Here is a 26,158-nt window from a genome sequence, read left to right as displayed (position 1 = left end):
GCTCATGTTAGCCGGTTGCTCACTCGGGCTTTTTTAATATCTAAAATAATAGCCACGAACAACCAAATTAATACAATCGACACCATTAACCAGGTGCTCTCCGCGACCTGCATTATTTCTTCGCTTAATAGTGCAGTTGAGGTTATCAATATTAAGTAATAGGGTAAATTAAGCAATCCCGCTAACCAAACCACTTTTGACGGTCGTTTGTTAGCGCCTTGGTTAAACATAAAAAATGCCAGTGAATTAATATGTACCATGGCCAGTAATAATGAACGTAAATTAGTCGCGGAATCAGACGAACTTGACTTACTATTTAAGCGGCCTAATTGGTAGTTAAGAAAAGAGCCCAAGGTTGCGGCTAAAACCATTGCTATGGTCAAATATAGAATATCCTCTAAATTAGGCTTGGATACAATAACCAACACCACCGCGAAAAATTGACCTGGAAAATAGAACCCCACATAGACAATTGATTCAGCTAAAATAATGAAGAAAATGAGGGTGTAAAAGTACTCTCCAAAAGCTGATTTTAGATTTTCAAGAATTGTAATTCCCGCCGGAATAATATCAAAGTGCACTAGGCTAGCGATTAAACCTAACGCGAATAAAGCGGTTGTTGGCAATATAAAAGCATATTTCATATCAAAGATACGCCATCTAATCATTTTGAGATCAACACAACCACATTTCACCTTGATAAATGTTGGAATTGGAATTCATTACTATTAAAGAAAAGAAATTGGGCATATTGCCGATACCTAGATAACCGATGCTTAATTGGATTGGAAAATTAGACAAAAGGTAATTATGTCGCCACAATCAAGGTATTAGTTTAGTGACACGAATAATAATTAAGGATACTTCATGCGTATGACCCAAGACGAACTCAATCAATTAATGGCAGACAGTGCCCAAAACGCGATTGATACAACATTGGATGAATTTAAACTGGTTTTGGATGGCACAGTTGAAAGTATCGCTTTAGTGGACGATGTGATTTTAGCTTGGATTGAAAAATACAAAGATCAAGCATTGGAAAATGATGCTGTATTCACAATATCTAATATTTACGGTGCATATATAGGTGAAATATTTAAACAGCTTGTGGGTGGAAATTGGCGCTATGATGAATCTGACAAAGATGCCCCTTACGTGGTTATGGAATATTCAGGTAAGTCTTATGCATTTGCCGGCATCTGTTATCAAAGATTGGTCAATGACAGCCAAATCAGTGTGCAAGACTACTTTCAACAAGCCGTTGGAAATAGCGTTCAATAAAATAATAAAGAAAGTCAGTTTAAGAAGATACGGGCTGGTTATCGGCCCAATCTGCAATCATGTAACGTAAATGACGACTTTTGAAAATCCAATATAACACCACTAAATCAAATAAAAACAAGGTCGCTACCGCCCAAGAAAATTGCCAATGTTGGCTCAAAGAAATTTGTATTTGATGGAGCAAATCCAAAATCACGGTTAGAATCAAACAAGGTTTAATTAGTCGTCTGATAAATTGCCATTTTGTGTCCCACCACTTTTCTCTATAAGCCACAATAATTATCGCGAGCAGCGCGCCACCACCAATTCCGAAACCAATAAACAGTTCATTCTTTTGCGGGTAAAATATTTCTAATAAGCCATCAGCATCGCGGAAATTACTTAGAGACAAAATAAAAATCACGTAGCTTTTGGCAAGAAATAAACAGCACCACCAAAAGAACCGTGGAGGTCTAATGCGTCCGGCTTCATCGTATTGACTCAAGGGTAATAATAATTTCGACATGTTACCTATTTTTTAATGCTAGACACAGGCATCGCAGCCAAATGCAACAACCCTTTATTCACTCTCAGTTTGAATACCCAATGACAGAAGCATGTCATCAAGCACTTCATCTAAATCATCGAAGGTGCCGCTAGATATATATATGCTCATACTTGAACGTATACTCACTTGCTGACCTTGTTGATCACCTAAAATTGTGCTTTCCAAAGCGTATCTCATACGTTCAAAAAATGATTTGGCTGAATCTTCCTCTATGTCAGTTAAACACACAATAAATTGTTCAGGTGCAAATCGACCTAAAATATCTCTATCGCGAGTTACCTGACTAAGGGTTGACGAAATTTGTTGTAACGCCAATTCACTATTTGTCGCACCTATTTGACGATTTACATCTCGGAAGTTACCTAAATCAAATAACGCTAAAGCATTAGCGCGGCCAGGCGAAGGTTCAGGTACACGACGAATTTTTGCCAGCGCAGCTTTACTATTTAATAAATTGGTAACCGAATCAAAGGACAAACTATTGAGGTATCTGCGACGTAACCAAAACACAATTGCGATGACCACGATCAAAAGCACACAGACGACTATGACGATTGTTTGAATACGTTCGTTTCTCGATTCTTGTAGACTGGACTCCAAACTTTGTATTTGACTGTGTAAATTAGCCACACCCAATATTTTGCCTGATTCTTGCTGCTCAATAGTCTTATTAATCATCACATCTGAAAATGCTTCAAAGGCTTTTTGCGCGTTTTCAACATCACCTAAAAACAACTGTATTTGCACAATAAATTTTAAGTAATCTTTGTTTCTATTGATGAATATTTTATAGCCATCGCTGGTGTTTTTTTCATCTTCTAAAAACTGTTTTAAGCAATTGATATCTTCATCTTCATAACACACCACAGCACTATACCAACGAAATAAGCTGTTAAATGTTGAGCTGTTAATTGAGTCTAGGTAGATTTTCCACTTCGCCAAGCTATAACGTAACTGCTCAATATTATTAGTTCTATAATGATATCCGGCCTCAGCAAAGTGCAACCATACGTTAGAAAGCGCGGTATCCACAGAGATATTTACTCTCTTAAACTCTTGGATTGCTTGTTCGGCTTTTTCAAAATTCCCGCTCGCCATTTGTGAAGAGATCACACTCATGAGAGTGGCCAACAAGTTGGAACTGGTGTACGTGCTTAACCCCAATTCATAAGACTTTTGAAACTGTTCAGCGGCTAAAATTTGTTGTCCGAGTGAGGCATATAATAGCCCAATATTATTGTGTATATGCGCTAACGCTGCCTGATCATTCTTTACAGCATAGGTTTCTAATAAGGCATACATTTTACCCAGCTTTACACCTTCATCCATGTCAGCATGACAGACCGTAATCAAGCCTAATTGCGCGCTTAAATGAATGTCCTTAAATTTATTTTTGGAAAGTTGCTCCGCGCGTTCGTAAAGTTCACATCGCTCCAAGTTTTCTTGGACATCATAGATAAAGCCCAGCTGATAAGTAGCGGATGCGTAATATTCCATTTCTTCATTCACATCGGCATTATTAATCAGTTCGATTAACGCTTGTTTGGCTTCCTCATGTTTGCCAACGCAAATTTGCCAATGAGTCCTCATAACGGTTAATTGAAAACGTTGTGTGTCGTTTATTTCAGGAAGGTTTAAGTGTTCACCAATAGAAATATTTGCATCGTCTTCAGGACAATCATATGTATTGACTTTTGAGGCAAAAATAAAATCAGCGACTTGTTTATTTTGATCAGCGAAAACAACAGCGGAATTAAGCAGGCCAAACATGAAGAAATAAAAGCACACGGATTTTATATTCAAGATAACGTCCAACCCGCACTTTTTAAGGGAAAAGCAATTTAGCATGATTCAATTATTCTTATTACATTCAACCCTGAATGTTCAGGTGTATGAAATCAATAACGCGAGTTTAAGTCTTTCTAGTTTTAAGCACAAGACAGAATGAATTAGTAAGAAAAAACCAGCCAAACAGAAATACAAAATTGAAACGAAAATGGTTATTAGCAAACCTAAACACTTAGGCACATATACTGGCCTAAAGCTTATAGCGATGATTGAACGCTATCACTATCACGACCAATGACATTCCTGTATAATCCCGCGTATTAAAGTACCGACTCGTCGAGACAACGTTTAGTCAGCTAAACATGAGTTAATCCACCATTTATTAGTCTTAAACCGAAACGTTTAAGCAATACCAGCTATAGCACAAGGCACAAGATGACCGTAGAAATTGTTAACCCCAAGCAAACCACTACCCTAGAAACACCAGTGAAAGTCTTGGAATCAAATAACGTAAATAAAGTGACTTCGGGAACGAAGATAGGGTTTGTTAGCCTGGGCTGCCCCAAAAATTTAGTTGACTCAGAACGTATCTTGACGCAATTACGCACCGAAGGTTACGACGTTGTACCAACCTACAATGACGCTGAATTAGTGATTGTAAATACCTGTGGTTTTATCGATTCAGCTGTACAAGAGTCATTAGATACCATCGGTGAAGCATTAGCTGAAAATGGTAAGGTCATTGTTACCGGTTGTTTAGGCGTCAAAGAAGACGAAATTCGCGAAGTGCATCCTAATGTTTTGGCTATTACCGGTCCCCATGCATACGAAAGTGTGGTGGAACAGGTGCATGCGCATCTGCCAAAACCCCAACACGACCCTTTCATGCAATTAGTGCCAGATCATGGGATTAAATTAACGCCAAAACATTATGCCTATTTGAAAATATCCGAGGGCTGTAATCACAGATGCACCTTTTGCATCATCCCATCCATGCGCGGTGACTTAGTCAGTCGTCCTGTGGGAGAAGTGTTAGATGAAGCCACACGCTTAAAAAATGCAGGTGTAAAAGAGTTATTGGTTATCTCCCAAGATACCAGCGCTTACGGCGTTGACGTTAAGTATCAAACAGGGTTCTGGGATGGTATGCCGGTAAAAACCGACATGTTGGGGTTATGCAAAAAATTAGCTGAAATGGGAATTTGGGTACGATTGCACTATGTATACCCCTATCCTTCTGTTGATAAAGTGATCCCGCTTATGGCTGAAGGCAAAATACTGCCTTATTTAGATATTCCTTTTCAACATGCGACGCCGCGAATTTTAAAGCTGATGAAGCGTCCTGCGGCTGCCGAAAAAACCCTCGAACGGATCAAAGCTTGGCGTGCTATATGTCCACAATTAATTATACGCTCAACCTTTATTGTCGGTTTTCCAGGTGAAACAGAAGAAGAATTTCAACAACTTTTAGACTTCTTAACCGAAGCTCAGCTAGATAGAGTTGGTTGTTTCAAATACTCCGACGTGGAAGGTGCCAAGGCTAACGATTTGCCTGATCCAGTTTCCGAAACAGTTAAACAGGAGCGTTTTGAACGCTTCATGGCGCTTCAGTCGCAAATTAGCGCTGAAAAACTACAACAAAAAATAGGTTTGGAATACCAAATTCTGATTGATGAAGTGACAAGTGAAGGAGCTGTAGGTCGCTGTTTCGCCGATGCTCCAGAAATAGATGGGCAAGTTTATTTAACAGATGAATTTGACGTCAATCCTGGCGATCTAATTTGGGGCCAAATTATTCACGCAGACGAGCACGATATGTGGGCAGTAAAGGTAGAAGACTAACCCTTCGAACTTAGTAACATTCTGATCCCAACAAAATTTTAAAATTAATTTGCGGGCTGTAAATCAGCCCTATCTATTTTTAATATTCATAAAATCTTGCGGTTAACTCAGTCTAATTAAATTCTCGTGATAGTGTTAATACTCGCCCTCCAAGCATATACCAAGTGTCATTATTTCAGCTAGATTGGCAGGCATTGCTTTCGTGATCAGACTCTCAGCAAAGTGCCTTGAGTAACACAGTAAATAGTGGTTTAGGATTATTTATTTTCGCAGACAGTAGCTAAATTAATGTCCCACAACAACATGCAAAAACATTATCAAAATTGCCATTTTGGTGGTTATTCATTATTGTGATTTCGCTACTCTGGATTGAGCGTAAATTCCAGCTGTAAACCTATCGCTAAAGTGCTTTGTTGCAACATTTAGGTTTCGTCTAAATCGTCTTCTGCCTGTTCTACTAATGCTTGATTGAGGCGTTTATTGGTTTGTACTCCAAGATGACGGAACTGTTCGATTTGGCGAACAAGGTTGCCTTTACCAGAGACTAACTTATTGGTTGCTGCATCAACGTGTTTTTGCACAGTATCTACAGACTTACTGATTTTTTCAATATCGTCCACAAAGCCATGAAACTTGTCGTAAAGCTTACCAGCTTGAGTTGCGATTTTTTGTGCATTTTGGTTTTGGTATTCGTATTGCCAAATGTTATTTATAGTGCGCAGCGCCACCAATAAATTAGTTGGGCTAACTAACATAATATTATTATCCAGTGCCAGTTTTACCAGCTCTGGCGCTTGGTCGATGGCCACTAAAAATGCAGACTCTATGGGGATAAACATCAACACATAATCGAGTGTGCGAATGCCTTTTAAATCTTGATAATCCTTTTTCCCCAGCTCCTTAATATGATTACGAATAGAATTAGTATGAGCTTGCAAAAATTGTTTACGGGCAACCTCATCATCTTGACAATTAAAATAGCGTTCATAATCTGCAAGGGACACTTTAGAATCGACAACAATGTCTTTGTCGTTAGGTAAGTGCACCACTACGTCTGGCTGATACAGTTTTCCCGACTCATTCTTGAGGCTAACTTGGGTATCGAACTCGTGTCCCTCACGTAAACCAGATTCAGTCAAAATGCGCTCTAGAACAACCTCACCCCAATTACCCTGTTGTTTATTATCGCCCTTCAAGGCCTTGGTCAAAGCTGCTGCTTCTTGGGTAATTTGTTGATTGAGTTCTTTGAGTCCTAAAATCTCAGTTTTAAGGGAAGCTCGCTCTTGCCCTTCTTTTACATACTGATCGGAAACTTGCTTTTTAAAACCTTCGATTTGCTCTTTCAGTGGCGTTAAAAGAGCGTCCAATCCGGCTTTACTTGATTGTGTAAACTTCTCTTGTTTTTGTTCAAATATTTTATTCGCCAAATTTTCAAATTGTTCCTGCAAACGCTTTTCAGCACTGGCAAGTAAATCTAGTTTGTCTTCTAAGGCTATACGTTCTTGAGCAAAGCTAGCCGCTTGAGACTCTAGTTGTGAATAGTACTTATTTGACTTGTCGTTGGCTTTTTGGGCATTTTCCTGCCAAGTAGCAAGCTGTATAGTTAATTGTTCTATTTGCAGGTTTTTTTGTTCGAGCTCACCAAATTTTCGTTGTGCCACAAGTTGTTGTTGGTGGGCCTCATCAATTCTTAACTGCATTTTTTCTAATTCGTCATGCTGTTGCAGTATTTGATTTTCTAGTTGTTGTCGATTTTGATCCTGTTGCAGTTGCTCTTGCTTCTTTTCAGCTAAATGCTTTTGACGATTAATAACATTGGTTATCAATGCCCCTAACAATAACCCTAAAAAAGCGGCACTGATTAACAGTAAAATGGTATTTTGATCTAAATCTAAATTCATATTAATGGATTCTAATTCTAAATGACTGGCTTAAATGACGAAGTTTTTGACAAGGTAGATTAAGTGCATCCTAGACAGGATGCACTTTTGTAGCTTTTATTTAGAGGATTCTAACTTCTTGTTTAAATCTTCTATTTTCACTTTCCAAATTGCAGGACCAGTCTCGTGAGCATTAGCTCCGGTACTATCCACGGCAACGGTTACTGGCATATCTTCAACATCAAATTCGTAAATTGCTTCCATTCCTAAGTCTTCGAAAGCAACAACACGGGATTTTTTGATCGCTTTTGATACCAAATAGGCCGCGCCGCCCACTGCCATTAAATAGACCGCTTTGTGTTTAGCAATACTATCAACAGTAGCAGGTCCTCGTTCGGCTTTACCTATCATCCCCATTAAACCGGTTTTTTCCAGCATCATGTCGGTAAATTTATCCATACGGGTGGCGGTTGTTGGACCTGCAGGACCAACGGCTTCATCACCCACTGCATCAACAGGCCCCACGTAATAAATAAAGCGATTAGTTAGGTCAACCCCTTCCGGTAAACCCTCACCATTATCCATCATGGTTTGAATACGTTTATGGGCGGCATCACGACCAGTCAACATTTTGCCTGAGAGTAAAACGGTTTCTCCGACTTTCCAGTCCAAAATATCTTCTTTTGTGACAGTATCGAGATTTACACGACGGGTATTGTCGCCCACTTCCCAAGTAATATCTGGCCAGTCTTCTAATTTAGGTGGCGTCAATTCTGCGGGTCCGCTGCCATCAAGGTGAAAATGTGCGTGTCGCGTGGCGGCACAGTTGGGGATCATGGCGATGGGTTTTGAAGCCGCGTGGGTTGGCACTGATTTAATTTTAATATCGACTACTGTTGTCAAGCCGCCTAAACCTTGCGCCCCAATACCGAGGTCATTTACTTTTTTGAAAATATCTAAACGCAGTTTTTCTTCAGTCGTTTCAGCGCCCCGCTCCATTAACTCTTGAATATCAACGGGATCCATTAAACTTTCTTTGGCCAATACCGCTGCTTTTTCGGCTGTTCCTCCAATACCTATACCTAACATGCCAGGAGGACACCAACCCGCGCCCATGGTTGGCAAAGTTTTAACCACCCAATCAGCGATATCATCACTTGGATTAAGCATAACCATTTTTGATTTATTTTCAGAACCGCCGCCTTTGGCCGCAATCATCACTTCAATACCTTCACCTGGTACCATATCGATATGGACTACAGCTGGGGTATTATCTTTAGTGTTTTTACGAGCACCGGCAGGATCAGATACGATGGATGCTCGAAGTGGATTATCTGGATTAAGGTAAGCGCGACGAGTTCCCTCATCAACCATTTGTTGAATGGTCATGTCAGTTTTATCCCACTGCACGCCCATTCCAACTTTGACAAAACAAGTTACGATACCCGTATCTTGGCAAAGGGGACGTTTGCCTTCAGCTGACATACGAGAATTGATCAGTATCTGAGCCATAGCGTCTTTTGCTGCCTGACTTTGTTCTCTGTTGTAAGCTGCTTCAACCGCTTTTACATAATCTATAGGGTGGTAATAGGAAATAAATTGTAATGCATCTTCAATGCTATCAATTAAATCTTGCTGACGAATGAGTGCCATAGGTGCCTCTAAATCAATTGTAGGGAAGTTTTTTGTGTCTTAAATATCCGCCAATATGATACCCTCTTGGAATCAATTGCTCCATCGCTAAACGCGTATAATTTAAATTTGTTGGTAAAATTTCCATGCAGCATAGCGCTTGTAAAAGCTCTCGTATTCAAACACTTGCTATTCCTTCTTCAACAGACATTACGGAATTGTTTGCGGATTTCTGCCAATCTAAATGGTCGATTTTGCTGGATTCATCGAATAGCACACACAAAAATGCCCGCTTTGATATTTTTGTTGCCAACCCTATAGCAGCGATTACCGCCAAACAGCACTTGTGTGAAATAGAATACTTTTATGACCAAGAAAATGGGTATTCTGCTATTCAAAAAGTACTGAAAATTGAAGGTCAGCCAATTCACATTTTGCGTACTTTGCTAAAATCCACACTCCCCAAAGCACTACCGATAGAGACTGAAACGCCAATAAGCTTACCTTTCACCAGTGGTGCTGTGGGCTTTTTCGGCTATGATTTAGGCCGATGTTATGAATCTTTGCCTAGCTTAGCGAAAGATGGCTACAGTAATTCTGATATGGCCGTGGGTGTGTACGGTTGGAGTGTTATAAAAGATAATCAGACTGGGCTTTTTTATCTGGCAGATATTCCCGGCTTACCTGCGCCTAGTAAAAGTGAAATAGAAAATCTGCTCAACGCCCCAGCCCATCCTGAAACCCAGCAAAAATATAAGTTGGAAACACGCTGGGAAGCAAATATGTCGAAGGCCGAATATGTGACTAAGCTGCAAAGGATTCTGGATTACTTGCGCGCGGGTGATTGTTATCAGGTCAATTTAGCACAACGTTTTAGTGCCCGATTTAGCGGCTCTACTTGGCAAGCATATTTAAAATTAAGAAAATCCAATCAAGCTCCTTTTTCTGCTTACATTCAACTTTTAAACAGCACAGTTTTAAGTATTTCTCCTGAACGATTTTTAAAAGTGAAAGACAATCAGGTCGAAAGCCAACCCATCAAGGGCACTCGGCCTCGGGCAACGGAGTTGAAAACAGATCTACACAATATCGAAGAATTAAGAAACTCCGCCAAAGATCGTGCCGAGAATTTAATGATAGTAGACCTATTGCGAAATGATTTGAGTAAAACCTGTGAAGATCATTCTATTCAAGTACCTGAACTTTTCGCCATCGAAACCTTCGAAGCGGTGCACCATTTAGTCAGTACCGTAACTGGCACTCTAAAAGCAGATAATGATAGCTTGAGTTTATTAGAAGGTGCGTTTCCAGGTGGTTCGATTACCGGAGCCCCGAAAATCCGAGCAATGGAAATCATTGATGAATTAGAGCCAGATAGACGCAATATCTATTGTGGTAGCATAGGTTATATAGATAGAAACGGTGATATGGATACAAGTATCTGTATTCGCACTTTATTATGTGAAGATTCACAGATATATTGTTGGGCAGGCGGTGGAATTGTACTAGATTCAAATCCTCAAGATGAATATCAGGAAAGTTTAGATAAAGTGTCGAAAATTTTACCTATTTTGGACAACGACCAGTGAACAAAGAAGAGTTTATTCGTCGATTTCAACATATTAGACAAGTCAAGCCTGAAGCGGATTTTCCCTTACTGAAAGCCGGTAAACCCGCTGCTGTGCTGATCCCGATTATTGAACGGGCTGATCAGTTAACCGTATTATTTACGCAGCGCGCGATGCACTTAAAGAACCACCCTGGACAAGTTAGCTTTCCCGGCGGAAAGCTAGAAGACAGCGATATTAATTTAGCACATACAGCGCTGCGAGAAACGCAAGAAGAGATAGGACTGACGTCCGATAAAATCACTTTGATTGGCAGCCTTCCCAAATTTCGCACCGTTAGTCGTTTTGAAGTGACGCCCTTTTTGAGCTTTGTTGAGCCTGAGTTCGACCTTGTTTTAGACCGAAACGAAGTAGACAACGTGTTTGAAGTACCGTTGTTGCACCTTATGGATAAACAAAATCATCTTATTCATTGGGTTAAACGTAACAATGCTAAACACCCTATTTATTTCATAACTTGGCAAGACAAGACCATTTGGGGCGCTACAGCTTCATTTGTGAGACTGCTGTCAAATCACATCGACTACTAGCACATTTAGCAAGCTGTATAAGTTTTGTTTACGCCCTCATTAACAATTCTCGGATAAAAGTTGCCTGTAAACACTTGCCCTCCAGAGTAACTATCAGCATAGTAATATGACATTCATATTAACTAGGAAAATACAGCAATGATCAGCGTTTTTGACATGTTTAGCATTGGTATCGGTCCATCGAGTTCACACACTGTGGGCCCCATGCGTGCAGCAAATGCCTTCTGTCAGCAACTATCTTCAGACAATTTATTAACCAACGTTGATCAAGTCTGTGTGGAATTATTCGGCTCTCTCGGACAAACCGGTAAAGGTCATGGTACTGGAAAAGCGGTTATTTTAGGATTAATGGGGTTTGATCCTGAAACCGTCGACGTATCTAAGGTGGAGGATTGGCTATCCGAAATTGCGAGCTCACAACAAATAAATTTGAACGCTACTCACAAAGTTAAATTTCCCCGTGAAGGCGCAATTGTTTTTCATCGTCGTAAAACCTTACCCTTGCATTCAAATGGCATGACCATTCATGCCTATCAAAATAAACAACTAGTACTAAGTCAGACTTATTATTCTATTGGTGGCGGGTTCATTGTAAAACAAGAAGACTTTCAATCAGTTAAAAACATGTCCCTTGAAAAAGAACAAAAACCTTTACCTTACCCGTTCGCAAGTTCTTTGGAATTGATTAAACAATGTAAAGATAACGGCCTATCGATAAGCGCATTAATGTTAGAAAACGAGTCGACAGTGCAGCCGAAATCGGAAGTCATTGATAAGCTCTGGAATATTTGGCAGGTTATGTTGGAGTCTGTGCACAACGGAATTCAAACAGAAGGTATTCTGCCAGGAGGCTTGAAAGTGACTCGTCGAGCTCCAGCCCTTTATCGTCGTTTAGAGACAGAACAAACGGCGGATCCGATGCAAGCAATGGATTGGGTTAACCTATTTGCGTTAGCTGTTAATGAAGAAAACGCTGCCGGAGGAAGAGTTGTAACCGCTCCGACCAATGGTGCTGCTGGCATTATTCCTGCGGTTTTATGTTATTTTGACAAGTTTGTTAGGAAAGTAGAAAAACCCACGGCGGCTCGTTATTTACTCACCGCTGCTGCTATCGGCATTTTATATAAGAAGAACGCGTCCATATCAGGAGCTGAAGTTGGATGCCAAGGAGAAGTCGGTGTTGCCTGCTCAATGGCTGCAGGAGCGTTGACGGAAATAATTGGTGGCTCAGTGGATGCGGTTGAAAATGCAGCTGAAATTGGTATGGAGCATAATTTAGGGCTTACCTGTGATCCTGTTGGCGGCTTAGTACAAGTACCTTGTATTGAGCGCAATGCGATGGGAGCCATCAAAGCAATAAATGCGTCAAGGCTAGCCCTAAGAGGCACTGGTCAACACAAAGTATCCTTAGACAAAGTGATTAAAACCATGTGGGACACTGGTAATGACATGAAGTCCAAATACAAAGAAACCGCACGAGGCGGTTTAGCAGTAAATATTATAGAATGCTGAAGTAATTTTCTAGCTTGTAATGCTTTACCCGTTTATTTAACGGGTAAAGTTAGTCCTTTAAACATTTTCTCTACTTCATCGTTATTCTTTTGCATCATCGCACGTTCAACAACATCTTTGGTTAGATGCGGCGCAAAACGTTCGATAAATTCATACATATAGCTACGTAAGAAAGAGCCTTTTCTGAAACCAATTTTGGTTGTGCTATATTCGAATAAGTGGCTGGCGTCTATTTTAACCAAATCACTATCTAATTTGTCATCGACTGCCATAGAGGCAATTACACCAACCCCGACTCCAAGCCTTACGTAGGTTTTAATTACATCGGCATCCGTAGCGGTAAAGACAATCTTCGGCTCTAATCCAGCACGGTCAAAGGCTTGGTCTAATTCAGAACGGCCAGTAAATCCAAAAACATAAGTCACTAAAGAATACTCAGCAATGTCTTGAATGGTGATCGTTGTCTTCTTAGCTAATGGATGATCACGATTGACAATAATACTGCGATTCCAGTGGTAACACGGCAACATCACTAAATCATTGTACAAATGCAGTGCTTCTGTAGCTATGGCAAAGTCAGCCTCACCTTTTGCTGCCAAGTCACTTATTTGTGAAGGTGTACCTTGATGCATATGCAGTGACACTTTTTTGTATTTACCCATAAAGCCTTTTATCACATCAGGCAACGCATAACGTGCTTGAGTATGAGTAGTAGCGATATTCAGTTTACCTTGATCCGGCAAAGTGTGCTCTCTCGCTACCGCTTTTATGCTTTCTACTTTCGCCAAAATTTCACGTGAAATATTGATCACATCTTGGCCAGCATCGGTGACATGAGTTAGATGTTTACCACTACGTCCGAAAATCTGGACGCCGAGTTCATCTTCTAACATGCGAACTTGTTTGCTTATCCCCGGTTGCGAGGTGTATAAATTTTCTGCCGTAGCCGAAACATTCAGATTGTTGTTTAAGACTTCAACAATATATCTTAGTTGCTGTAATTTCATTTTTATTAACCAAGTGCCTTTAAGTACATATGCATATATTCAAAATATATATACTGTAGGTTACATTAATTCCATAAAATTTTAATAAAAATCTGCTTTTTTATTCCAGTAATGCAAAAATTTTGGTAAATATCCCCTAGTTCAGGGATACTTAATTTTTTGTAGCCCAGTTCAACGAGTATTACAGTGACAGCAAAAGAGCAACAATTGATTGACTTTTCGACGGTACTGGCTGCGGCAGTGCACGATATGAAAAGCTCACTAAATCTTTTACAACAATCTATTGATGGTCTTAATAAAACCATCACAGCAGATAATCACTCAGCTCAGCAATTTTTATCGACAGCTCACTATGAATCTTCACGCTTAAATACGGGTTTAGTACAACTTTTGTCTTTATATAGGGCGGAAATGGAAAATCTGCCGATAAATGAAGATGAGTGTTTTATTGACGATTTATTAGAAAATATTTTTATTACCCATGAGCACTACTTGGGACATAGAAATATGACGCTGGAAATCGAACAAACTCCGGGACTAGTGCGTTATTTAGACCAAGATTTAATTACTCTTTTGTTAAATGACATTTTGGTCAATGCTATACGATACGGCAGTAAGAAATTGCGAGTTTCGGCTTATGAACAGGATGATTGGTTATACATCAAAGTCGAAGACGATGGTGAAGGTTATCCTTGTAAAATGTTAGCCAACAATGAACTCAAAATGCAGGATTTTAAAATAAGTAATGGGCGAACAGGTTTAGGATTGTTTTTTGCCAGATTGATAGCTTCTGCTCACCGTCGAGGTGATAAAAAAGGCGAAATAGCGTTATCTAATGGCGGAAATATAGGCGGCAGTGTATTTACACTTAAGTTGCCTTAACATCCGGTTTTATCATTCAAAAAGTCAGTTGTTACAGGATTTAAAGGCTAAATGATTTTTCCTATCATAATAATATTAATTGTTTCATTAGTTGTGGTTGCAATTGTGGTGAACGCATTGCAACAGCACAAAGAAAAAGTTGAGGCTGAAAAACGGACTGAGATTGCCAAACAAAAATCGGTAATTGATGAGACTGAAGATATTTTAATGACGGTGGATACTATCCCAGTATCGCAACGCTTAGTTGCCGTGCTGCAAAACCGTATTCTTAACGCCTTGAAAGTTATTTATGAATTAAATCCAACCATGCCTGAATTAAAGCAACGGATTAAACAATCCCAAGATCGCTTAAAAATGGTTGATATGGACACACCTCCTCCGTCACACGAAAACTTCGTGTTACCCGATAGTGATAAAATGGTGATTCAGTATATTCAAGCGGTTAAAAAGTTTCGTTCCTTATTGCGCTCAGAACATGCCAAAGGAAAGGTAGATACTCAGTTATACACGTTAGAAGATCGACAACTTTCGGCTCTACAAATTAAAGTAAATGTTGAAACTTTAGCGAAACGAGGAAACTCGGCCTTGCAATCGAATATGTTGGGATCTGCTCGTCAGTATTTTGAAAAAGCCATTGCCGCTCTGGAAGCGCAAAATCAGCCTGATCAATACAATATTGAGCGCAAAGCTTCCCTTGAAGAACGATTAAAAGTTATTCAAGACAATCTGCGCAACGCCAATGCAAAAGATAGACAGAAAAAGCAAGAAGAAGAACGAGACGAATTGGACGAATTGTTCGCCCCCAAGAAAAAGTGGTAAATCCCCTTTTATTATTTTTCAACCAGCAGTTGCCACAACGTTTCAGCAGGCACCGACAGGGACTTTCTTGACGCTTTAACCATGCCGATTCGGCGCACTAAGTTTTCTCCTGCAATGGGTAAACAGACAAGTTCGTTGTGGCTAAATTGCTGCTGACAAATTCCCGGCACTACTGATACCCCAAGATCTTGTTTAACACATTCGCCTAAAGTCGCCAGTTGATTCGCTTCAGCCACAATATGTAAATCGATTCCATTGTGTTGGGCAAAGGTTTCAATCCACTTACGCACAGATGATCCCCTGTTCAATACAACAAACGGATATTCACACAACTGCTGCCAAGTCACATCTACACAACTTGAAAGAGGATGATTCGAGGCAACAACGGCGACAAATTTGTTATTCATCAAAGGATAAAAATCTAAACCATCCAATTGTTCATTTTCAAAGGTAAATCCAATTTCGGCGCGACCTTCTCGCACCGAATCAATCACATCTTCCATTACTACATCACGTATTGTCAGATTAATATCTTTCCACTTTTGGTGAAATGACTTCAAAACCCCAGGTAAAATGCTACTTGCAAAAGACGGCATCGCGGCAATAGTTAGTCGCCCCCGCTGCATAGCAAAGAGGTCTTGCATATCTGCAATGGCCGTTTCCCAATCATGCATTAAGCGCTTAGCCATAGGCACAAACTCGCGACCTTCATGACTTAATTGCACTTTACGTGTTGTTCGTGAAAACAACGCACCACCTAAAAATGTTTCTAATTTTTTAATCGAGGTTGATAAAGCAGGTTGCGAAAGGTGCACTTTTTCTGCGGCTTCTGCAAAAGTGCTAGATTGGGCTAATGTTATAAAACACTGGAGTTGTTTATAAGACAACATGATTTACACCAATTGATAAATTTAATTTATTAATATGCATATTAAATCAATTTTACTTTAGTTCAAGTTGGATTAATACTAAGTTAAATTTATGTAAAAAAGAGGCTTTTATGAGCGGATTTAATAAAGTTGTTACCAGCTATGAAGACGCATTAGCCGGCTTAAAAGACGGTATGACCGTGATTGCTGGCGGATTTGGTTTGTGTGGTATACCCGAAGGGCTAATCGCACAAATAAAAGCGATGGGAACCAAAGACTTAACTGTTGTTTCCAACAACTGTGGAGTAGACGGTTTTGGTCTTGGATTGTTGCTTGAAGACAAACAGATTAGAAAAATGGTTTCCTCTTATGTTGGAGAAAACGCCCTATTTGAAAAGCAATTATTAGACGGAGAGTTAGAAGTAGAATTGACTCCACAAGGGACGTTAGCTGAAAAGATGCGTGCCGGCGGAGCTGGAATCCCTGCATTTTATACTGCTACCGGCTACGGCACTCCCGTAGGTGAAGGCAAAGAAGTCAAAGAGTTTAATGGGCGTCCTTATATTTTAGAAGAATCTATCACCGGCGACTTTGCCATCGTCAAAGCCTGGAAGGCTGATATTTTTGGTAATTGCATCTATCGTCATACAGCTCAGAATTTTAATCCTATGGCAGCAACAGCGGGAAAGATTACGGTTGTTGAAGTGGAAGAAATCGTTCCACCCGGAGCAATTCCACCAAGCCAAATTCATACTCCCGGTATTTACGTAAACAGAGTAATCCAAGGCAAATTCGAAAAACGAATTGAACGCCGTGTAGTTGCTAAAACCCAAGGAGAAATCTAATGGCTTTATCTCGAGATCAAATAGCTATGCGCGTCGCTCAAGAATTTCAAGACGGAGATTACGTGAATCTTGGTATTGGTATTCCAACACTTGCAGCCAACTATGTGCCTGAAGATATTGCTGTAATGTTGCAATCTGAGAATGGTCTATTAGGAATGGGGCCAAATCCAACTGAAGAGCAATTAGATGCCGACATGATCAATGCAGGCAAAGAAACTGTAACCGCAATTACTGGAGCCTCCATTTTCAATTCAGCTGAAAGTTTTGCGATGATCAGAGGCGGTCATGTAGATTTTACGGTATTAGGTGCATTTGAGGTAGATACCAGTGGCAACATTGCTTCTTGGATGATCCCTGGCAAGCTAATAAAAGGCATGGGGGGAGCAATGGATCTTGTAGCGGGAGCGAAAAACATCATCGTCACTATGACCCACGCAGATAAATACGGTAACTCAAAACTGTTGGAAAGCTGCACATTGCCGCTGACTGGAGTGAACTGTATTAATAAAATTATTACTGATTTAGCTGTGGTTGAAGTGAAAGACGGTGCTTTTCATTTATTAGAGCTCGCTCCAGGGGTTTCGGTTGATGAAGTTAAACAGAAAACAGCTGGAAAACTCGTTGTGAGTAACGATGTAAAAGAAATGACATTTTAGTTTAGTTTTAGTGTGTAGTTGAAGGATATGTTCCCTGCCCTCAACTACACAGTTTTACTCGTATGAAACGTTTTTTAGATTTTTATATATCAGCTTTCAAAATTCCAAATAACTTTAAGTCATCACATTGAATGACAATTCCCCAGACTTTTTTAGACTTCACATAAAACTCCCCTTCAGTTGTTTGCATTTGTAGATTGATAGATTAAAATCACTTCAACTTGCTTCTCTATTTGTACAACACTGTTAATCAGAGATTCAAAGTAAAGAATGGCATTTTAAGCGCTGTAAAAATAACTCCGCGAACTGATTAGGATTTATGGTTAGCTTGCAATGACATAATCAAATAGGGTAACTGAGCACGGTAAGCGCATTCGCAAACTCAATACCCTAATTATCATTGAGATAAGTTTTCAGATGAAAATTACATCTGTGTGTTAATATCTCCATTTGACCAATTCCAAGCCCTAAAAGAGAACAAACTTTGCAATTTAATGACTTTCCCCTAGACCATCGAATTTTAAAAGCCCTAGAAATAAAAGGCTTTCAAGAAGTAACTGAAATTCAGGCGAAAGCCATTGGACAAGGCCTGCTTGGCAAAGATTTGCTAGCATCTTCTAAAACGGGTTCGGGGAAAACGCTCGCGTTTTTAATTCCTGCGCTACAACGGGTACTTAAACAGCGAGCCCTGAGTCGAAAAGACCCAAGAGTGCTAATTTTAGCGCCGACAAGGGAATTGGCAAAACAAGTATTCATGCAGCTCAAATGGTTAATTGCCAATCAGAATATTTTTGCGACTCTCATTTTAGGTGGTGAAAATTTTAATGATCAAGTTAAGGCGCTAAAACGAAACCCACAGTTTGTTGTAGGTACAGCTGGCAGAGTAGCTGATCATGTAAAAGGGAAAAGTCTATATTTGAATGGACTAGAGTTACTTATCCTTGATGAAGCAGATCGCATGTTAGATTTAGGTTTTGCGGAGGAATTAAAGTTAATTGACCGTTGTGCTGATCACCGCAAAAGACAGACAATGATGTTCTCTGCCACATTAGATTCAGCAGAATTACATTATCTAACCGAAAGAATGTTGAATGCGCCACAACGAATAAGTGTGGGTGACTCAAGAGAACAACACCTCGATATTGAACAGCAATTTTATTTGGCAGATCATTTAGATCATAAAATTTCATTGCTCAAAAAATTGCTGGAAAATACGGATAACAAACAAGTAATTGTTTTTACCGCAACCAGAGAAGACACTGAGAAACTGTCTCTATTATTAGCGGCAGATGGCATAGATAGCGCAGCTTTGAGCGCTAGTTTAACCCAGTCTCAACGAAGTAACATTATGAATGCCTTTAGTCGTGGTCAACATCAAGTATTGGTCACCACCGACGTAGCCTCACGAGGTTTAGATCTCCGAAAAGTCGAATGGGTAATCAATTTTGACTTGCCCAAATTGGCAGACGAGTACATACATCGCATTGGACGCACTGGACGAGCTGGTAGTAAAGGCAATGCAGCATCTCTTGTTGGTCCTAAAGATTGGCAGAGTTTTATTACCATCAAAGGAATTTTACAACAAAGTATTAGTTTCAGTGAGCTTGAGGGACTTGAAGGCAAATTCAAGGGACTTAAAGCGCTTAAACAACGAGCTTTAAAAGGTGCGCCACAGAAAAAAGCCAAAAAAGTCGCGCCGCAAAATGCCCCTAAACCGCAAAAACGGATCCGCGCCCAAGAAGGGGTTGATGTGGGTCATATTCCCATGCGTAAGAAAGCTAGACCCGTAGAACCTGAAGATGAATAAAGCATGAGCCCTATGCAAGTTGAAGATATCAAAGTATTTATACCCAGTTTAGATTATCAAAAATCGGTCAGTTTTTATAATCAATTGGGATTTACCAGTGAATACGTTACAGATGATCTCACCTTGTGCAAAAATGGCGAATGTGAATTTTTCATACAGCGTTTTTATAATCAACAATTAGCCGAAAATTTGATGTTACAGATATGCGTATCTGATATTGAGGAAGCCTACACTTTAGCCAAAAAGTCACGATACAAAACCAAATTATCAGAGATTCAAGCCGAATCGTGGGCCAAGGTTTTTTATCTGTGGGGCCCCGCTGGAGAATTACTGCACATAACTCAACTGAATCATTAAAGGGAATAGCTTAACCTAAATCAGTCCGTCGAAATTAATGCTCTTTGTCTGTTTTCGCAGCCAGTATCCTGCCAGAAACAGTCTTTCAAACTTAATTATTTATAGCTAGGTTGGTAAAGTTGGAAGAACATAGATCCCTCAAAGCTCCCTTTTGCACTCAAGCGACTGATACAACAATTTATTTCTACTTTGTGGCGTTTATAATTTTTGAAGCTTTGCGTTGCGAAGCTTTTTAGGGAAACCCATAACGTAACTAAAAAGAGCACACGCATATTCTAGCGTGTGCCCTTTGTCACTATCAGACTAACGTTTACTATTTACGGCGTTTAAGCATCAATAAACCGGATGCTAACAGTAATAAAACGCCTGGTTCAGGCACTTGACCTGGGTCCGGTGGTGCAGCACCGGCTGGTAAATTCACATGAAAGTGAACAGCGCTCAGTGCATCTTGAAAGCCACTATGGGTCAAGTTAATAGTATTGCTGCCTAATGATAAGAAAGACGTTATATCAATCTCAACTAAATCCCAAAGGCCGCCATTACCTACCGATGAGCCAGGTGTAGCGGGAACTGAAGCGCCATCGAAAAGACCTGCGATATCAACGCCATTAATGAAAAATTGGCCGTCGTTGCCTATCCCAAAATCTTGTCCATCACTTACCCCCATTACTAGAGAAGCGGTTCCACCAGAATAATTAATACCAGGCAAAGTCACGTCCCATCCATCAGGATCATAAGAGTTTGGGAAATTCGCATCATTGCCATCGAATGTCACTATATCTCTGTTGTTTGTGGTATCACCATCGTCGTAATAAACGACCAAAGATGCTCCATTTGAATTGTCAGGCGAGAATCCTGACAAAGCATAGGTACCATCGCCACTGACTAAGCCAGTCACATCCGCGCGGTAGGCTTGGCTGTTATCCTGTCCCCAGAAATTATCATCAGAAAAACCGATATTAGTGCCTGAAATAGCACTGCCATTGAACATAACGTTAGCATTAAATGTTGAATCGCTTGATGATGTAGGACCATGCCAGTATAGATAGGCTTGACTGACCGTGCCTGACACACCAGATAGTGCAATATCACCTACTCCTGTGCCACGCAATCCCCCTACGCCAGCATAGGCGAAATCGGTTTCACGTTGAGTTTCGAATAGGTTGATTAAATTAGCTGAAGCAGCCGTACTGCAAGCCAATATAGCCACCCCTATACTGAGTTTAGAGAAACGATTTATCATATTTTTATTCCTTGTTAATTACATAGGCTCACTTAGATCTACTACTTAACATTTGTAAAACTACGTAATTGCTTCAGCATACCTTGTGCCAAATTTTCAACCATGTTGAAAACTAAGCGTTTTAACTCCCCATCGGTTAACAAATTGTAAATTTTGTAAAAAACCCTGACAAAAAGAAGGGAAGAAAATATCTCAAAACGATTAATTAACATTATCTCAAATCTGTATCTCAAATCTGGACAGCCACCTTTCAAAGTAGAAGTCTCCAATCTGGACAGCCACCTTTCAAAGTAGTGAAAGATCGTGGCTCATAACTATTAATGGATTTTATCGAAAAGGTTTTAATACGCTCATTATCTAGATAAATACCTATGGAATCATCGGTTTCTGGGAAATGGGCGCTATTGAGCTGAATTTAGTGCAGGGGGAGGCCTGTCTCTTGTGCAAAGAAACAATTGAAATGAAAAGCGGCTTTAGTGGAATCGTTAGCCTACAGAATTTTTTTGCCGACGTTTTCGCTTATAGCGTTTCAAGGTGTCTGATTGCCCTGCAGCCACGCTAAAATTGGTTTCAAAGGTCAAAAACATATCTTGCCAGGTGTGTTCATCCAACCCTAAACGTTGCAATATGGGTGATTCACTCATATCAATTGCCCCTCTTTTATTGGGATTAAGACTGCGACCAGATAGGTCAACCAACTTAAGATATTCGACTAAATCGAACATTAGTCCCTGCGGTTGTGGCTGTTTTGGGTTGCCAACAAAAGGCATTAACGTAGATGGCTGATAACCTTTCTTAAAATCATGAATACGGCGTTTCACACTAGTGTGGTTAGATGACTCTGGGGTTGTTGCCATTTTTGCCCGGATAGGGTTTAAGTCTACGTACACCATGCAAGCTGCCAATGCATGTTCATCCAATAGTGCTTGTGACTTGAATCGCCCTTCCCAAAAGTGACCGGTACAGTCGTCTTCCTGATTCGCTTGTCGAGCAATCGGCTCATTCAATTCTCGCATAAACCAGCTAATGTCGGTTAAGCGATTACGATAAACGGACAAGGTTGACTGGAGTGTGATTTGTTCATCGTCTGTGAACACGGGAGTTTCTTTTGAGGTTAACCTTTGTGAGAGCAAGGTTCCTTTGTGAAGTTTATGCCAACGCTGAGCAATCTCTGTATCCGTCCAATGTTTAGCTTTGTCAGCATTAACATGTAACACCACATGGGTGTGATTACTCATCACTGCATAGGCACAAACTTCGATGGCAAAGACGGTGGTTAAAAACAATAACCTGTCTTCTACCCACTGGCGACGATGTTCATAGCTTTTCCCTGTCAGTTCATCTTCACCACACAAAAAGGCACGCCGGACACATCGGGATACACAATGATAATAAGGGGTATCTGAAAGATTGATTTGTCGCTTCCTTGCCAGTGGCATAATTCACTCCCTGAATTAATCATACTAAAGCATAGTTGATTCTATTTTCCTAAGAGTCTAGTTCTAGTCTAGTTTGTGGCTGTCCATGTTGGCTATGTTGGCTATGTTAAGATATGTGGCTGTCCATGTTGGCTCATGCTATATGGCTGTCCATGTTTAAAATAATCATACTAAAGCATAGTTGATTCTATTTTCCTAAGAGTCTAGTTCTAGTCTAGTTTGTGGCTGTCCATGTTGGCTGTTTTGGCTCATGCTATATGGCTGTCCATGTTTAAAATAATATGGCTGTCCATGTTTAAAATAGTAAACCAAAAGGGATTTACTGCTGCCTAATCTCTGCGTATTTTGCATTGAGTAAGGTGATGATATCATCAGCAGCCAATTCAATTTCCAAGCCTCGACGGCCTGCACTGACATAGATTGTCGAAAACCTTTGAGCACTATCATCAATAATGGTTTTTAAGCGTTTCTTTTGACCTAAAGGGCTGACACCACCCAATACGTAACCGGTGGCTCGCTCCACATCAGCTTTGTCCGCCATGTTTACCTTTTTTGCACTTAACGCTTTTGCCATCAACTTCATACTCAGGCTAGTATTAACCGGTAAAATGGCCACTGCCAATTCCTTTCCATCAAATTCAACAACCAAGGTTTTAAATACTTGTTGTTGGGCTAATCCCAGCTTCTCTGCAGCCTCTAAGCCAAATGATTTAGTGTCTGAATCATGCTGATATTGATGGACGGTATATTGAATTTTACGTTTTTTGGCAAGATTAATTGCAGGTGTCATTTTTCAATACTCATTAATTAAAAGGTTTAGGTCTCACCATTACCCAGACTGCGTTCTTCCATGTATTCAGCCAATAGCTTAGCAACAGGATCCGCGCTATTATTTAAGCTCGAAAAGACCCCGAGTTGATCCTCATGTTTACGATGTTGGCCAAGTTTTTCTTTTCCCTGAATGTCATCTATTTCCATTTTGAAACCTACCACGGCCTGACGAAGACGTTGCTGGTAATCTTCAGGCATTGTGCTGTCATCTTTTAACAAACTAGGCTCATAGTGAGAAATCAATTGGCGCATTCTTAAGGCAGTATCATCTTCATCTAATAACTGCACTACCCCATAACAATGAACAGCCACATAATTCCAAGTAGGGACAGCGGGTTTTGTCGCATACCAGCTAGGAGAAATGTAAGCGTGCGCCCCATTAAAGACAACAAGCGCTCGGTTATTGTCGATAGTTTTCCAGTGAGGGTTGGCTTTGGCCATATGGGCAAACAAACATAGTTTACCATTTTCATCCACATCACAAACAAATGGCAGATGGGTAGAATTCAAATCAGTAGATACAATTAATCCAAAACTATTTTGTGCGATAAAACTTCGCATCGCATCCAAGTCTGATAACTGAAATTTTTTCTCAACATACATGGGCTTCTCCACAAATATCATCTTTGAACATAAAAAAGCCCCTTGCGGGGCTTTCAAAAACTGCAATTTGTAAATGGAATTAATATTCCCACCAAGCCTCTTGCCACCAATCTAGAAATTCTTCGAAGTCGATGAATCCATCATTGTTCTCATCAATCAATGAGAAGCCTTCTTGAACGTGACTCGCTTTTGTTTTTGGCGAAAGGATGGTTAAAAGCTCTATAAACTCAGGTAAATCAATTTGACCATTTTTATCGTGGTCAAAAAAGTCAAACTCTTTGCGAATCTCAGCAATTTTGCTGTCATCCAATGGTGTTTTGTCGGTCATATTTAAGTCTTATAATACTTTCTAATTTAATTCAAACGGCAGTTTAACGCGTTATAAGTGTGTCTGTCTACGCTGACTTACCTGCAGCTAAACGTCTTTCTCTGCGCTCAGCCGCTTTACGTTGTCGACGCAACTTTGTCGCCTTTCGAGCTTCAGATCCCACATGTTCTTCGTTGCGCTCTCTAGCTAAATTCACCTGCTTTTCACGTTCACGAAAACGCGCAATCTGCTCATCTGTGTGTTTACCAAAACATTTAGGACAACTCACGCCTGGTTCATATTCTGGTGTTTGTTTATCTTCTTCAGTTATGGGTAGACGACAAGCATAACAAGCTTCGTAGTGACTTTTTTGTAATTTATGATCAACTGCAACACGGTTATCAAATACAAAACAATCGCCTTTCCACATAGTATTTTGCTCAGGGACTTCTTCCAAATATTTTAAAATCCCCCCTTCTAAGTGATACACCTCTTCAAATCCCTGCTCCTTCATAAATGCAGTGGATTTTTCACAACGAATTCCCCCCGTGCAAAACATCGCTACTTTTTTATGCTTTTTAGGATCGAGATTATCTGCTACATACTGGGGAAACTCCCGAAAAGAGTCAGTTTTAGGGTTGACTGCATTTTCGAAAGTACCAATTTCAATTTCGTAATCATTACGAGTATCAATCAGTAAGACTTCAGGGTCAGATATCAATGCATTCCAGTCCGCAGGCTTCACATATGTGCCTACAGTTCTTTTTGGATCAATACCTTCTACTCCCATAGTGACAATCTCTTTTTTGAGTTTCACCTTGGTACGATAGAATGGCTGCACGTCATCTAGAGACTCTTTACAGGAAATTGGATTGATACGGGGATCACTGTTGAGGTACGCAATTAGACTATCAATTGCTTCACGGGTCCCAGAGACAGTTCCGTTAATACCTTCACTAGCAAGTAACAAGGTACCTTTAATATTGTGACTTTCTAACACGTCAATGAGTGGCTGACGCATTTCTTTATAGTTTTCAAGCGCAACAAATTTATACATTGCGCAAACAATGAATTTAGACATATTTAACCTTTTTGCGAATTGGAACGTAAAACCAAAGCATTTTTTGCGGCGCGGATTATACCAACTACAGATAATTTTGCAAAAACCGTAAATTAATTAGGGTTAATAATTAGCTAATTAACTTATCTCATTTAAGATATCGTAGAGTTTGGTTTCATCTACATCTATTGTGTTGGCCGAGTGTGCAGCGTGGAATCGTTGTTGGGTATGATAACCACAATTAATTTTCACTTCAGGTTCAATTCGTTTGGCATCATTGAATATGGATAATGGTTGGGGATGCATTCGCTGCCAGAGGATAGCGTCACTCACATTTTGCGCCATTAATTCACTTGTTGTGCGTGCTAATGACCAGTCTTGCTGCTCTGCTTGGAGTGGAGTTTGTGGGTAGTAGTGTTTTGAAATGCTACTGGGAAAATGGCTAGGTTCATCAGCGCCACCGTTTACATTAGGCCGTTGCAGGTAGTCATCTTCCAACATCGCCAATAACAATGCGAATTTATCCCCTTGCTCTAGAGCACGATTAAGGGTTCCCGACCATTCGAGGTCAGAAATGGCCACTTTAAATTGTGGGGATATTTCAGCAGTCAAAGTATTTTCCTTTTAATCTATTTTTATCGTTAATTAAAAAAAAATCTTTAATTCTATTTACACACTGAAATTTCCTGTTAGTATACGCGCCTCTTTGGAGGGGTACCCAAGCGGTCAACGGGAGCAGACTGTAAATCTGCCGGCTCAGCCTTCGCAGGTTCGAATCCTGCCCCCTCCACCA

At 40.2% G+C, this 26,158-nt stretch carries 25 protein-coding genes and 1 tRNA gene; 12 read left to right on the top strand and 14 right to left on the bottom strand.

Annotated elements, in window-relative coordinates; translation table 11 throughout:
* Positions 1-2: 2 nt before the first annotated feature.
* Positions 3-644 carry a hypothetical protein gene (locus KO530_RS00445; protein WP_216046421.1) on the bottom strand — a complete coding sequence of 214 codons (642 nt, stop codon included), beginning with the start codon at positions 642-644 and terminating at the stop codon, positions 3-5.
* Between the two features lie 223 nt (positions 645-867).
* Here KO530_RS00445 and KO530_RS00440 point away from each other — a divergent pair, with 223 nt between their 5' ends.
* The gene (locus KO530_RS00440) at positions 868-1,281 is read left to right on the top strand and encodes a hypothetical protein (RefSeq protein ID WP_216046420.1); all 414 of its coding nucleotides are present in this window, start codon (positions 868-870) and stop codon (positions 1,279-1,281) included.
* Between the two features lie 19 nt (positions 1,282-1,300).
* Here KO530_RS00440 and KO530_RS00435 read toward each other — a convergent pair whose 3' ends face one another.
* Positions 1,301-1,786 carry a DUF2919 domain-containing protein gene (locus KO530_RS00435; protein ID WP_216046419.1) on the bottom strand — a complete coding sequence of 162 codons (486 nt, stop codon included), beginning with the start codon at positions 1,784-1,786 and terminating at the stop codon, positions 1,301-1,303.
* Between the two features lie 54 nt (positions 1,787-1,840).
* Positions 1,841-3,631, bottom strand: a complete 1,791-nt coding sequence (locus tag KO530_RS00430) for a GGDEF domain-containing protein (RefSeq protein WP_216046418.1) — start codon at positions 3,629-3,631, stop codon at positions 1,841-1,843.
* 420 nt (positions 3,632-4,051) lie between these two features.
* On the opposite strand from KO530_RS00430, the gene rimO reads away from it, so the two are divergent.
* Positions 4,052-5,458: a 30S ribosomal protein S12 methylthiotransferase RimO gene (gene rimO / locus KO530_RS00425; protein ID WP_216046417.1), complete on the top strand. Its 1,407-nt coding sequence runs from the start codon at positions 4,052-4,054 to the stop codon at positions 5,456-5,458.
* A 422-nt stretch (positions 5,459-5,880) separates the two neighbouring features.
* Here rimO and rmuC read toward each other — a convergent pair whose 3' ends face one another.
* Both rmuC and KO530_RS00415 read right to left on the bottom strand, forming a co-directional pair.
* Positions 5,881-7,359, bottom strand: a complete 1,479-nt coding sequence (gene rmuC / locus KO530_RS00420) for a DNA recombination protein RmuC (protein WP_216046416.1) — start codon at positions 7,357-7,359, stop codon at positions 5,881-5,883.
* Between the two features lie 96 nt (positions 7,360-7,455).
* On the bottom strand, positions 7,456-8,991 hold the full coding sequence (locus KO530_RS00415) for a fumarate hydratase (protein WP_216046415.1): 1,536 nt from the start codon (positions 8,989-8,991) through the stop codon (positions 7,456-7,458).
* A 125-nt stretch (positions 8,992-9,116) separates the two neighbouring features.
* On the opposite strand from KO530_RS00415, the gene pabB reads away from it, so the two are divergent.
* The 3 genes from pabB (at position 9,117) to KO530_RS00400 (ending at position 12,640) form a co-directional block, all read left to right on the top strand.
* Positions 9,117-10,559 (top strand): aminodeoxychorismate synthase component I, encoded by a 1,443-nt coding sequence (gene pabB, locus KO530_RS00410; RefSeq protein WP_216046414.1) that lies wholly within the window; start codon positions 9,117-9,119, stop codon positions 10,557-10,559.
* A complete protein-coding gene (locus tag KO530_RS00405) occupies positions 10,556-11,128 on the top strand; it encodes a CoA pyrophosphatase (RefSeq protein ID WP_216046413.1) in 573 nt (190 codons plus the stop codon). The genes pabB and KO530_RS00405 overlap by 4 nt, the downstream gene beginning before the upstream one ends.
* Positions 11,129-11,266: 138 nt before the next feature.
* A complete protein-coding gene (locus KO530_RS00400) occupies positions 11,267-12,640 on the top strand; it encodes an L-serine ammonia-lyase (protein WP_216046412.1) in 1,374 nt (457 codons plus the stop codon).
* A gap of 32 nt (positions 12,641-12,672) precedes the next feature.
* Here the strand turns inward: KO530_RS00400 and cysB are convergent, their stop codons facing one another.
* Positions 12,673-13,647 carry an HTH-type transcriptional regulator CysB gene (gene cysB / locus KO530_RS00395; protein ID WP_216046411.1) on the bottom strand — a complete coding sequence of 325 codons (975 nt, stop codon included), beginning with the start codon at positions 13,645-13,647 and terminating at the stop codon, positions 12,673-12,675.
* A gap of 180 nt (positions 13,648-13,827) precedes the next feature.
* On the opposite strand from cysB, the gene KO530_RS00390 reads away from it, so the two are divergent.
* Both KO530_RS00390 and KO530_RS00385 read left to right on the top strand, forming a co-directional pair.
* Complete coding sequence (locus KO530_RS00390) at positions 13,828-14,529, top strand: sensor histidine kinase (protein WP_436792288.1); 702 nt, start codon at positions 13,828-13,830, stop codon at positions 14,527-14,529.
* Positions 14,530-14,580: 51 nt separating this feature from the next.
* Positions 14,581-15,348: a hypothetical protein gene (locus tag KO530_RS00385; protein WP_216046410.1), complete on the top strand. Its 768-nt coding sequence runs from the start codon at positions 14,581-14,583 to the stop codon at positions 15,346-15,348.
* Between the two features lie 11 nt (positions 15,349-15,359).
* Here the strand turns inward: KO530_RS00385 and KO530_RS00380 are convergent, their stop codons facing one another.
* On the bottom strand, positions 15,360-16,238 hold the full coding sequence (locus KO530_RS00380; protein ID WP_252728687.1) for a LysR family transcriptional regulator: 879 nt from the start codon (positions 16,236-16,238) through the stop codon (positions 15,360-15,362).
* 110 nt (positions 16,239-16,348) lie between these two features.
* Here KO530_RS00380 and KO530_RS00375 point away from each other — a divergent pair, with 110 nt between their 5' ends.
* The 4 genes from KO530_RS00375 to KO530_RS00360 all read left to right on the top strand — a co-directional run bounded on the left by KO530_RS00375 (position 16,349) and on the right by KO530_RS00360 (position 19,882).
* Positions 16,349-17,062, top strand: coding sequence for a CoA transferase subunit A (locus tag KO530_RS00375; RefSeq protein ID WP_216046409.1), 714 nt, complete (start codon positions 16,349-16,351; stop codon positions 17,060-17,062).
* Positions 17,062-17,718, top strand: coding sequence for a CoA transferase subunit B (locus tag KO530_RS00370; protein WP_216046408.1), 657 nt, complete (start codon positions 17,062-17,064; stop codon positions 17,716-17,718). Before KO530_RS00375 ends, KO530_RS00370 begins: the two co-directional genes overlap by 1 nt.
* Before the next feature lie 484 nt (positions 17,719-18,202).
* A complete protein-coding gene (locus KO530_RS00365; protein WP_216046407.1) occupies positions 18,203-19,525 on the top strand; it encodes a DEAD/DEAH box helicase in 1,323 nt (440 codons plus the stop codon).
* 12 nt (positions 19,526-19,537) lie between these two features.
* A complete protein-coding gene (locus KO530_RS00360; protein ID WP_216046742.1) occupies positions 19,538-19,882 on the top strand; it encodes a lactoylglutathione lyase in 345 nt (114 codons plus the stop codon).
* Positions 19,883-20,195: 313 nt separating this feature from the next.
* Here the strand turns inward: KO530_RS00360 and KO530_RS00355 are convergent, their stop codons facing one another.
* From KO530_RS00355 to KO530_RS00325, 7 genes are all read right to left on the bottom strand, one after another.
* A complete protein-coding gene (locus KO530_RS00355) occupies positions 20,196-21,125 on the bottom strand; it encodes a PEP-CTERM sorting domain-containing protein (RefSeq protein ID WP_216046406.1) in 930 nt (309 codons plus the stop codon).
* 485 nt (positions 21,126-21,610) lie between these two features.
* Positions 21,611-22,564 carry a transposase gene (locus tag KO530_RS00350; protein ID WP_216046405.1) on the bottom strand — a complete coding sequence of 318 codons (954 nt, stop codon included), beginning with the start codon at positions 22,562-22,564 and terminating at the stop codon, positions 21,611-21,613.
* Between the two features lie 319 nt (positions 22,565-22,883).
* The gene (ybaK, locus tag KO530_RS00345; protein WP_216046404.1) at positions 22,884-23,354 is read right to left on the bottom strand and encodes a Cys-tRNA(Pro) deacylase; all 471 of its coding nucleotides are present in this window, start codon (positions 23,352-23,354) and stop codon (positions 22,884-22,886) included.
* A 26-nt stretch (positions 23,355-23,380) separates the two neighbouring features.
* Positions 23,381-23,998, bottom strand: a complete 618-nt coding sequence (locus KO530_RS00340; RefSeq protein WP_216046403.1) for an FMN-binding negative transcriptional regulator — start codon at positions 23,996-23,998, stop codon at positions 23,381-23,383.
* A gap of 79 nt (positions 23,999-24,077) precedes the next feature.
* On the bottom strand, positions 24,078-24,326 hold the full coding sequence (locus tag KO530_RS00335; RefSeq protein WP_216046402.1) for an EF-hand domain-containing protein: 249 nt from the start codon (positions 24,324-24,326) through the stop codon (positions 24,078-24,080).
* A gap of 67 nt (positions 24,327-24,393) precedes the next feature.
* The gene (gene trhO, locus KO530_RS00330; protein WP_216046401.1) at positions 24,394-25,386 is read right to left on the bottom strand and encodes an oxygen-dependent tRNA uridine(34) hydroxylase TrhO; all 993 of its coding nucleotides are present in this window, start codon (positions 25,384-25,386) and stop codon (positions 24,394-24,396) included.
* 117 nt (positions 25,387-25,503) lie between these two features.
* A complete protein-coding gene (locus KO530_RS00325; protein ID WP_216046400.1) occupies positions 25,504-25,977 on the bottom strand; it encodes a VC2046/SO_2500 family protein in 474 nt (157 codons plus the stop codon).
* A 96-nt stretch (positions 25,978-26,073) separates the two neighbouring features.
* Between KO530_RS00325 and KO530_RS00320 the strand changes: the two genes are divergently transcribed.
* Positions 26,074-26,158 (top strand) — tRNA-Tyr (locus KO530_RS00320).

Source organism: Aliiglaciecola lipolytica (assembly GCF_018860635.1).
Taxonomy (GTDB): Bacteria; Pseudomonadota; Gammaproteobacteria; order Enterobacterales; family Alteromonadaceae; genus Aliiglaciecola; species Aliiglaciecola lipolytica_A.
This window is presented reverse-complemented; position numbering and strand designations above follow the sequence as displayed.